Origin of the sequence: Haloferax denitrificans ATCC 35960 (assembly GCF_000337795.1) — an archaeon.
GTDB lineage: Archaea > Halobacteriota > Halobacteria > Halobacteriales > Haloferacaceae > Haloferax > Haloferax denitrificans.
The window spans coordinates 1-10,077 of sequence record NZ_AOLP01000020.1; the positions used below are offsets into that span (position 1 = coordinate 1).

The window sequence follows — 10,077 nt, forward strand, 5'->3', positions numbered from 1 at the left end:
TCCCGGGCTTCGGCCGGCTCTGCGACGACTGCGACGAGTTTCAGACGAACCCTTGTGGGATTGAAGCGACGTCACGCCGACCCACGACATCCCCGCGGACAACGGTTTCAGACGAACCCTTGTGGGATTGAAGCCCTCGGCGATGTGCTTCGAAGCGAGTTCGACGTGAGTGTTTCAGACGAACCCTTGTGGGATTGAAGCAAAAACGAGGGCGTGCAGGCCATCGACGGCGCACGTTTCAGACGAACCCTTGTGGGATAGAAGCGACAACCGCCCGGACAACCTCGAACTCCGCGAGTCGTTTCAGACGAACTTCAGTGAGTCGCGACCCGTCAAACTACGGGCATAATTTTATGTCGAGAAGCGAACAACCACAGAGACAGCAATGAGTGCAGAAGGAGGTGTCGGGTAACGGTGCGGATCATGGCTCACTTGTCAGCGCGTTCCGACGCCGCGTATCAGAACGATTACCATCACAAGATTCGCGGACGAATATGGAACGCTCTCGACGGGACCCCCTACGGGGAGCGACACGACTCCGGCGAGCCGCCGGGGTTCGCCTACTCGAATCCGTTTCCGCCCCGAGATATGCGGGAAGGTGACGACCGGAAGTTACTGGTCGCGTCGCCCGACGAAGAACTGCTCGCGAACGTGGCGGCGAATCTGCTCGATGACCGAGAGTTCAACGTCGGTGAGATGCCGTTTCACGTCGACGAGGTAACGTCACTCGAACCCGACGTGGGCGAACCCGGGACCAGAGGGACGCTCGAAACCGGGACCGGACTTCTCGTTCGAATCCCGCCGTGGCGGTGCGACGAGTACGGTATCGACCACCCCGGCGGCGATACCGCGACGTTCTGGCGACCGGAACACACCACGGCCCCGCTTCGAGAGCAGTTGGAGGCGAACCTCGACCAGAAACACGACCAGTTCGCTCACGACCATCTGCCCGGTCCGAGCGACGTCTCGGGCGACTTGTTCGACGGCTACGAGTTATTGAAGACGTTCGCGATTCCGCTGACCGTGACCGAGGGACAGGAGATGACCTACGTCCTGAGCAAGTGGAAATTCGAGTACACCGTGCGCGACGACGACCATCGGAGACACCTGAATCTCGCGCTCGACTGCGGGCTCGGTGAGCGAAATTCGCTCGGTCTCGGGTTTATGAACGTCACAGAGCGGACGCGCCCGGGTGAGACGATGGGAGAGGAGCGCGATGCTTTCGCCTAACGAGTTCCGTGACCGCTATCCGGAAACCGAGTTGGCCGACGAACTCCCGGACTCGCCGGTCGGCTCGCTTCGCGATTTACAGTACCTCTACGGGAAGCTCTACACGCTCGCCACGACGGGCGGGGGAGAGTACGCCCCGTACCTCACTCCGGACGCGGCACGGGACCTCGTAGACACGGACGACAGTCTGATCGCCGTTCGCGTCGATCTCTCGGGAGACGAGCCACGGTTGGCCGACGACAGTCTCGGACCCGTGCTGGTGACGCGATACACGAGCGATCTGATTCAGCAGGTAGGGCACTCGAAATATCCGGCTGCGCGTGGTATCGACCACAGCGTCACCCACCAAGCCGGGCGAAACAGCGACCCCGAAAAGCTCGCGCGATACGCCAAAGAACGGCTCACGAAATGGGCGACCGACGACGTCGTCGCGACTGCTGCCAGTGAACACCCGGAAGGCTGGGTTATTGACCGTCTCGCCGAGCTTGGAACACGGGAAGCTGCGCTCGAAGCCATTGAAGATGCGGTCGTTCGAGCTTTGGGCGGGGAGTCTACAACCGCGCTGTTGACGGTCCAGGTAAAGACCGAACGAGATGGCGACTATCGATGGCCCGGCGACATCGCCGCGTTCAACGAGGCGATGCGCCAACGCAAACTATCGAAGCTCGTCACGAAGAACAAGGCCGACGACTCATCGGGAGACGCGACCGATATCGTAACCGGGAGACCCTCCCGGACAGTTGGAACTGCGGAAGATCCACAGAACTACTTCCTTGGCAAGCAACTCGAAAAGTTCCCGGGGCTCGATATCGAAAACGCGTGGCGTTCCCACCCAATCTCGGAGGACGCCGCAGTGACGGTGATGAACGCTGAGGCGTTCGTCGAGGCGTGTACGTATCGGACGTTCGGTGCGAAAGTGTACTATCTGCCGTATTTCTTCGGACGGCTGACGCCAGAGAAAGTGTATCGCCTCTACAAGATGCTGTTTAGTGCAGTCGAAGACGGCGGTGACGCGACACCTATCGAGCAGGCGTACATGGAGGAACGAGAACTCGACGACTCCGACGCCAGACTCCGATTCTACGTTTCGGCGGTCATGCCGCACCAGATGTCTCGGTACGACGTCTTCGGCGAAACGCTGAACGGCCGCTTACACTACCCGAGAGAGCTCGCATTCACGCACAACCGATTCGTCCGAAACGCGTCCGCGTTCAACTCGGAGACCGACCGGACGGCACCGCTCCCGAAAAACGACAAGTGGGGGTTACTGTCGGCGAACGACGAGCAACTCCACGCGGTTTCGACGGGGTGGTACTTCTATCAGACGTTCGCAGAGCGAGACGACGCCGAAGCGGACGCGGACGACCCGCGAATCGAAGCGCTTGTGAGCGTACTGTGTGGGGATGCGATAGCCGTCGACGTGCTGCTCGAAGAGTACGTCACCCGAATCATCGATGGGGAGTCAGACGACGATTTCGAGGGGTTTCCGTCGTTTCTGGTCGCCAGTCAGTTCGCACAGCTCTGTGCGCTCGCCGATGGTGAGCTTGAACTGTTAAAGACGAACGAACCCACGAAAAGCCAGATTACCCTCGAACCGACCTACGAGAGATTGACGATGCCAACACTAGACGAGATCCTTATCGCCGACGGGGGCTCCCCCGCCGAACAGAAACTCGAATCGTTCATCAACGAGACGCCCGCGCTCTCGCCGGCGCACGACGACGACGAAGACTCCGTGACCAGCGAGCGCCGGGGGGCGTTCCTTCTCGGCGCGCTCGTCGGAGACATCGGAAGTTACCAGGAGTACTCCGAGGACCGGTCCACGACACTCGTCGACCAGTATCCGGTCAAGTCAATCACGCGAGCGCGAATCAAGAAAGTCACGCAGGAGACCGTCGCCAAGACCCTGACCTACACGCGCCAAGAAAAGAAGAAAGGAAAGAGCTACCCGGGGACGAAAGCCGAACACATCGTCGAACGACTCCGAGAGACGGTCCTCGACCCCGACCCCGACGACTGGGAGATCGACACCGACGATCTCCGCTTCTACTACGCCCTCGGCGTGACCTACGGCATGAACGACCATCCGGACTGGAACCAACAGAACAGCGACGCGAGCGACAAACGAACCACCGACGAGGAACACTAAGATGTCAGACACGAACGACGCCGTCACGAATCGCTCGGAGATCGTATTCCTGTACGACGCGGTCGACGCGAATCCGAATGGGAATCCCCTCAGCGGTTCTAATCGACCTCGAATCGACCCGCAGACTCAGCAGGCCATCGTCACCGACGTTCGGCTGAAACGGTATCTCCGCGACCAGTTGGACGACGACGGCCACGGGGTCTACATCAGGAACGTCCAACGCGAGGGGAACCAGTACACGCGGGGAGAACTCCTCGAAGACCGGCTCAAAGACGTCGAACCGGACGAATACGACCTTGACGACGGCGAGGAATCCGAACGGTTCCGAAACGACGTGTTCGGCGAGTTCCTCGACAACAGCGTCGACGTTCGATACTTCGGCGCGACGATGTCTGTCGATACCGACGACGTGTACGCAAAGCACCTCCCCGACCACTTCACCGGCCCCGTCCAGTTCTCACCGGGGAAATCGGTACACGCTGTCAACGAAAACGAGGAATATGACAGCCTCACGAGCGTTATCGCCACGCAGGAAAACAAACAGCAAGGAGGATTCGACCTTGACGACCACCGAATACAGTACGGACTCATCCGGTTCCACGGACTCGTCGACGAACACGGTGCCGCCGACACGAATCTCACCACCGGCGATGTCGAGCGACTCGACACGCTCTGTTGGCGGGCCATCAAGAATCAGACCATAAGCCGAAGCAAAATCGGTCAGGAACCGCGGCTCTACTGCCGCGTCGAGTACGCCGACGAGAGTTTCCACCTCGGCGGTCTCGACAGGGACCTCGTCCTCGACGACGACCGTTCCAAGCCGGACAAGGAGCTGCGAACGGTTCGGGACCTCACCCTCGAAATCGACGGGTTCGTCGACCGACTGGCGGCCGCAAGTGCCCGGATTAACCGGATTCGAATCGTCGCGAGCGACGTCCTCGACATCTCGTACGACGGAGACGTGGGGAGTTCCGAACTCCTGTACGGGGCGCTTCGCGAGGCCGTGGGGGACGACGCCGTCGAGGTCGTCGACGTCTACGAGGAACACGCCGAGACGCTTCCGGCCGGCGACGCCGCATAAGATGGAACAGGAATCGTTGGACGAGTGGGTCGATGGCGGCGACGACGGGCGTCCGGAGCGCTGTCTGTCGTTCACCGTCAGCGGTCCGTGGGGACACTTTCGGCGGGTCGAGGGGAACGTCGTCAAGCAGACGTACCGAATCATCCCGCGGACGACGGTGGCCGGACTGCTCGCAGCCGTACTCGGAATCGAGCGCGACGGCTACTACGACCTGTTCGCGCCCGGTTCGTCGGGGATTGCAATCGAACCGGTTCGGGCGGTTCGAACGCTCAATATGCCGATGAACACGTTGTCGACCGCGAGCGGGAACCTACAGTCGCTCAACGGCCGCGGGAAAATCAGCGTGAAGCTACCGAATCCGACGGCGCTCCGTCAACAACACAACTACGAGGTGCTCGTCGAACCCGCTTACCGGGTCGACGTGTGGCTCGCGGAAACAGCACGGTACAGAGAGCTTCGAGAGATGCTGGAAGCCGGGAAGTCACACTACGTTCCGAGCCTCGGTCTGTCGGAACACCTCGCAGAAATCGACTATCACGGAGAGTTCGATGTCGAGTCAGCCTCCGGAGCCGGCCGGGTCGAAGTAGACTCCGCCGTTCCGAACGCGGTGGACGATGTTGTGCTGCGAGAAGGGACGCGGTGTCAGGTGGAAGAATCACCCGCGTTTATGCGAGTGGACGCCGGTGGCCGAACGACGACGGAGTTCACGACGTACGCGTACAACCCTGACGCGGAACCGCTGGTCGTCGACGGTGTCGACAGCGTCGAGGTCGACGGCCGGAACGTGGTGTTCGTCTGATGACGGAGCGGTACTCTCACCCGCCGAACGACGTTCACGACGGCGTTCCGCTGGTCGACCATCTCGGAGACGTCGCCGAGCGTGTCGGATACGTCGTTCCGGCCGACGCGAAGACGCCGGCCGGCGAACCGCTCCGGGCGGTCGTCGAAACGCTCGCATACGTGCACGACTTCGGAAAGGCGACGACGTACTTTCAGGACTACCTGTTGCGGTCGGTCGAACCGAGATACGAGCAGTATCGCTACCACGCGCCGCTCGGCTCGTTCGCCGCATACTACGCGCTCAGCGCCCAGAATTTCGACCCGGAGACCTGTCTCGCCGGCTTCGTCGCGGTCGCAAAACATCACGGTCGACTCCCCGACGTTGCGGCGTACGTCTTCAGCCGGGCGAATCGCCGCGAGAACGTTTCGAGGGGGAATCAAAGCACCGCCGAGATGCAACAGGTGGCGATTGCGAAGCAGCTCAAAGACATCGACGAGCACGCACCGGAACTCGCCCGAGAGGTGTTTCAGAGTGCGACCGACGGGGAGGGGTCGTGGTCGTCGTTCCGAGGGTCGTTCAGGGAACTCCTGACGGAAGTCAAAAAATCGACGGGGTCGAGCGCAACGGCGATTACCCGGGAAACGCTCTCGGAGCGCTGTTACGGGCTCGTATTAGAGTGCTGGGGCTCGCTGGTCCTCGCCGATAAGACGAGCGCGGCGGCGGCCGCAAGCGGTTCCAACGCGTCCGCGGGAACCTACGACGCAGAGAAGCCAACGTTCGAGCGGCTCGAAGAGTACATCGAGTCGATAGAGCGAACCGCCGACGCCGACCGAGACGGGAACCGGAGCGAACGATTGAATTTCCACCGAGCGAAAGCGAGAGCGTCCGTTCTGTCGAACGTCGAATCGTTCGCCGACGCCGACGGTGGAGTCGCGACGGTAACGCTTCCGACCGGGATGGGAAAAACGCTTACTGGCCTGTCAGCGGCCCTCAGCGTTCGCGACCAACTCGGTGGGGGGCGCGTGGTTTACGCGCTCCCGTTTACGAGCATCATCGACCAAGTTGTCGCCGAAGTCGAAGAGATATATCAAGTTGATACGACCGGGCGGTTGCTGACCGCGCACCATCATCTCTCGGAGGCGACAATCGTCGATGAAAGCGATGAGAGCGCCGACGAAGCGGACGCGAACGACGATGTCGCCGGGATGCTGGCGGAGAGTTGGCGCGCCGGGATGACAGTGACGACGTTCGTCCAACTGTTCGAAAGCCTCGCCGGACCGGCCAACAGGCAGTCGATGAAGCTCCCGGCGCTCCGGGACAGCATCATCGTGTTGGACGAACCGCAGAGCCTCCCGTTGGACTGGTGGAAGTTGGTTCCGCGGCTCGTGAGAATGCTCACCGAGCAGTACAATGCAACGGTTATCGCCATGACCGCCACGCAACCGCAGTTATTCGATGACGCGACTGAACTGGTCTCCGCACCCGAGACGTACTTCGAGGCGACAGAACGCGTCCAGTACGAGCTGGACGACTCAACGACTCGATATATCGATTCACGGGAAGAACCGAAATCATATGCCGAGGCGGCAAGTGCGATAGTCGACGAGACTACCGACGCCAATGGAACCAACAGCGACGAGGCTGGTGAAACAGAGTCGGTGCTCGCGATTTGCAACACTATCGACAGTGCACAAGCGCTGACAACGCACGTCACCGAGACCCTCTCAGACGCGATATCGGTGGGTTCGGTCTACGCCGACGTGCTCGAAAACGCTGACCGGAATAGTACGGATATAGAGGTGGCGACAGTCGCAAAGCGAGTCGCCGACGCCGGAGGGCGGCCAGTCCTCCACCTCTCCACTCGATTACGTCCGGTCGACCGGCTTCGACTCATCGAGACCGCGAAACTGCTCACCGAACGAGGTTGCTCGCTCGTCGTGGTTTCGACCCAGCTCGTCGAAGCCGGCGTCGACATCAGTTTCGACCGCGTCTACCGAGACCTCGCACCGATAGATAGCATCGTCCAGGCCGCCGGACGGTGCAACCGTTCGTTCGAGAGGGACCGCGGTCACGTCGTCGTCTGGTGGCTCGAAGCGCCCGACGAACAGACGAAGACGCCGTCGGAAGCGGTGTACAACCGAGGAACGGCGCTCCTTCCCGTCGCGACCGAAACGCTCGATGATATCGGTGGGACCGAAGGCACGATTCCGGAAGCGACTGTTTCGAAAACAGCCGTCGAAGAGTACTACCGCCGACTCCACGACGAGAAGAACATCGGCAAAGACGCCTACGTCGAGTACGTGAACGAGGCGAGAGCGGACGAACTCGGGGAGTTGTCGCTGATCGAACAACGGCGGAGCGTGGAGGTCGTCGTCTGCCGGACGACCGAAGAGCGGGAGCGAGTCGAAGCCGTCAGAGCGGCGTGGCAGGACTACGAGTTCGAAACGGTACGCCGACTCATGGACAGCCTAAAAGAAGCGAGCGTATCCGTTCCGATATACCGCGGCGATTCGAAGGAAGCAAAGGCGCTCAGCGGCCTGACGCGTATTTACGAGGACACCGAAACAAGGTGGATCGACACGCGAGACGCCCGGCACGGAAGCTACTTCGACTCGACGACCGGGCTGGCTGCAGAGAGTAGCGTCGACAACCGGATTTTATGACTACCAAAGATCCGGTGGACCGACTGCTCGCGACCGCACGGGGAACGCCCGTCGACGAGCCGTTTCGCGTCACCGGAGTGATGATGCAGTACTACTACGTCTGCGAGCGGGAACTCTGGTTCGAAAGCCGGAGCCTCGAAATCGATCGCGAGAACGCGACCGTCGTGAGGGGGATGCGGGTCGACGAGACGGCGTACGACGAGAAACGAGAGAGCCTCCGTCTCGGTATGATCTCGCTGGACCTGCTCGACGACGGCCGAGTCGTCGAAGTCAAACCCTCGTCGGCGCTCACCGAGCCCGCCGAAATGCAACTGTCGTACTACCTGTGGTATCTGGACAGAGTCGCCGGCGTTCGTCGTGATGGCGTCCTCGCCCACCCGCGAGAGCGCCGCCGAGAGTCGGTAGAACTCACAGAAGAACGAGCGAAAAAAGTCGAGTCGTCGATTCGTAGGATTCACGAACTCGTACGCCGATCCTCGCCGCCTCCCGCCGAGCGGAAGCCCTTCTGCGAGTCGTGTGCATACCACGACTTCTGTTGGTGTTGACAATGGACAGGAACTATCACGTATTCTCCGACGGTCGACTCGAACGAAACGACGACACGCTCAGGCTCGTCACCGAAGCCGGCGACAAGAAGTACGTGCCGATAGAGAACGCGGAGGCGTTCTTCCTGCACGGACAGATCGACTTCAACACCCGTCTGATGTCGTTTCTCAATCAGCGCACGGTCGCACTCCACGTCTTCGGTTGGGAGGATTACTACGCGGGGTCGGTGATGCCGAAGCGCGGCCAGACATCGGGCCGAACAGTCGTCGAGCAAGTCCGTGCATACGAGGACAGCGACCACAGACGGCGGCTCGCGGCGGCAATGGTCTCGGCGAGCATCCACAACATGCGGACGAACGTCGTCTACTACAACAATCGAGATCGGGAGTTAGAAACCGAGATCGACGATCTGGACGCCGCGTCCGCGCGCGTCGACCAGACGCGTCCGATTGACGAACTCATGGGCGTGGAAGCGACTGCCAGAAAAGCATACTACCGGAGTTTCAATCAGATTCTCCCCGACGAGTTCCGATTGGAACGCCGCGAATACAACCCGCCGCCGAACGAGGTCAACAGCTTGATTTCGTTCGGTAACGCGCTCGTCTACGCTAACTGCGTTTCAGCGATTCGCGCGACCGCGCTCGACCCATCAATTAGCTATCTCCACGAACCCGGAGAGCGTCGCTACTCGCTATCGGTCGATCTCGCCGACCTGTTCAAACCCGTCCTCGCGGATCGCGTGCTGTTTCGGCTCATCAACAGAAAACAGATTACGCCGAGCGATTTCGAGACCGATCTCGGCTCGTGTCTCCTTGACGAAGACGGCAGAAGAACGTACACGAAAGCGTTCGAGGAGACGCTCGAACGAACCGTCGAGCATCCGAAACTCAACCGCAAAGTGAGTTATCAGTACCTGATGCGGCTCGAAGCGTACAAACTGAAAAAGCATCTGCTGACCGGAGAGGAGTACGAGCCCTTCGAACGGTGGTGGTAAGATGTACGTCGTGATGGTGTACGACCTCGAAGCCGAACGGACGTATAAAGCGCTCAAACTTGGGCGACGCTATCTGACGCACGTTCAAAACTCCGTACTCGAAGGCGAGATTTCCGAAGGTGACCTAGCGACGCTTCGGAACGAGGTCGAAGACCTGTTGAAGTCGGGCGAATCGGTAATCATCTACGAACTCTCCTCGGACGCGCTACTCAACCGCTCGGTGTACGGCAACGATCCGACCGACGAGAAGCGCTTCCTCTGAGTGTCCGTCGACCCCCCGGTCAGCGCGGGTTACTGGAGGTCGACGGAAATTCTTTATTCGAGTCGCTCTTCAGGGAGCCTGTGTCCGTAGTATTGGGCATGGTTTCAGACGAACCCTTGTGGGGTTGAAGCGCGGTGACGCCCGAACTCGTTGAGGAGAGAGACGTGTTTCAGACGAACCCTTGTGGGGTTGAAGCAACGAAAACCTCGCCGAACTCGACGGCGACGTGCGGTTTCAGACGAACCCTTGTGGGGTTGAAGCCTCCGCAAGCACATCTGAGATGAGTTCGCGAACGCGTTTCAGACGAACCCTTGTGGGGTTGAAGCGTCATGCGTTCATTGAACCTCGTTCGATAACTCTCGTTTCAGACG

At 60.4% G+C, this 10,077-nt stretch carries 8 protein-coding genes; all 8 read left to right on the forward strand.

The window, feature by feature from the left end; genetic code table 11:
* The first annotated feature begins 423 nt into the window (after positions 1-423).
* From cas6 to cas2, 8 genes are read left to right on the forward strand one after another with little or no spacing between them, the layout of a single operon-like run.
* Positions 424-1,230, forward strand: coding sequence for a CRISPR-associated endoribonuclease Cas6 (cas6, locus tag C438_RS18605; RefSeq protein WP_083900037.1), 807 nt, complete (start codon positions 424-426; stop codon positions 1,228-1,230).
* Positions 1,217-3,379 carry a type I-B CRISPR-associated protein Cas8b/Csh1 gene (cas8b, locus tag C438_RS18610; RefSeq protein WP_004971283.1) on the forward strand — a complete coding sequence of 721 codons (2,163 nt, stop codon included), beginning with the start codon at positions 1,217-1,219 and terminating at the stop codon, positions 3,377-3,379. The genes cas6 and cas8b overlap by 14 nt, the downstream gene beginning before the upstream one ends.
* A 1-nt stretch (position 3,380) precedes the next feature.
* Positions 3,381-4,460 carry a type I-B CRISPR-associated protein Cas7/Csh2 gene (gene cas7b / locus C438_RS18615; protein WP_004971285.1) on the forward strand — a complete coding sequence of 360 codons (1,080 nt, stop codon included), beginning with the start codon at positions 3,381-3,383 and terminating at the stop codon, positions 4,458-4,460.
* Between the two features lies 1 nt (position 4,461).
* Entirely contained in the window at positions 4,462-5,259 is a 798-nt protein-coding gene (gene cas5b / locus C438_RS18620; RefSeq protein ID WP_004971286.1) for a type I-B CRISPR-associated protein Cas5b, read from the forward strand.
* Positions 5,259-7,904 (forward strand): CRISPR-associated endonuclease Cas3'', encoded by a 2,646-nt coding sequence (locus C438_RS18625; protein WP_004971287.1) that lies wholly within the window; start codon positions 5,259-5,261, stop codon positions 7,902-7,904. Before cas5b ends, C438_RS18625 begins: the two co-directional genes overlap by 1 nt.
* The gene (cas4, locus tag C438_RS18630; RefSeq protein WP_049918259.1) at positions 7,901-8,449 is read left to right on the forward strand and encodes a CRISPR-associated protein Cas4; all 549 of its coding nucleotides are present in this window, start codon (positions 7,901-7,903) and stop codon (positions 8,447-8,449) included. The genes C438_RS18625 and cas4 overlap by 4 nt, the downstream gene beginning before the upstream one ends.
* 2 nt (positions 8,450-8,451) lie before the next feature.
* Positions 8,452-9,444 carry a type I-B CRISPR-associated endonuclease Cas1b gene (cas1b, locus tag C438_RS18635; RefSeq protein WP_004971289.1) on the forward strand — a complete coding sequence of 331 codons (993 nt, stop codon included), beginning with the start codon at positions 8,452-8,454 and terminating at the stop codon, positions 9,442-9,444.
* A 1-nt stretch (position 9,445) separates the two neighbouring features.
* Entirely contained in the window at positions 9,446-9,706 is a 261-nt protein-coding gene (cas2, locus tag C438_RS18640) for a CRISPR-associated endonuclease Cas2 (protein ID WP_004971290.1), read from the forward strand.
* Positions 9,707-10,077: the final 371 nt, after the last annotated feature.

Bases quoted from the DNA above. Each gene is read 5' to 3' on its own strand.
- cas6 (WP_083900037.1), top strand. From the start codon at position 424: ATGGCTCACTTGTCAGCGCGTTCCGACGCCGCGTATCAGAACGATTAC.
- cas8b (WP_004971283.1), top strand. From the start codon at position 1,217: ATGCTTTCGCCTAACGAGTTCCGTGACCGCTATCCGGAAACCGAGTTG.
- cas7b (WP_004971285.1), top strand. From the start codon at position 3,381: ATGTCAGACACGAACGACGCCGTCACGAATCGCTCGGAGATCGTATTC.
- cas5b (WP_004971286.1), top strand. From the start codon at position 4,462: ATGGAACAGGAATCGTTGGACGAGTGGGTCGATGGCGGCGACGACGGG.
- C438_RS18625 (WP_004971287.1), top strand. From the start codon at position 5,259: ATGACGGAGCGGTACTCTCACCCGCCGAACGACGTTCACGACGGCGTT.
- cas4 (WP_049918259.1), top strand. From the start codon at position 7,901: ATGACTACCAAAGATCCGGTGGACCGACTGCTCGCGACCGCACGGGGA.
- cas1b (WP_004971289.1), top strand. From the start codon at position 8,452: ATGGACAGGAACTATCACGTATTCTCCGACGGTCGACTCGAACGAAAC.
- cas2 (WP_004971290.1), top strand. From the start codon at position 9,446: ATGTACGTCGTGATGGTGTACGACCTCGAAGCCGAACGGACGTATAAA.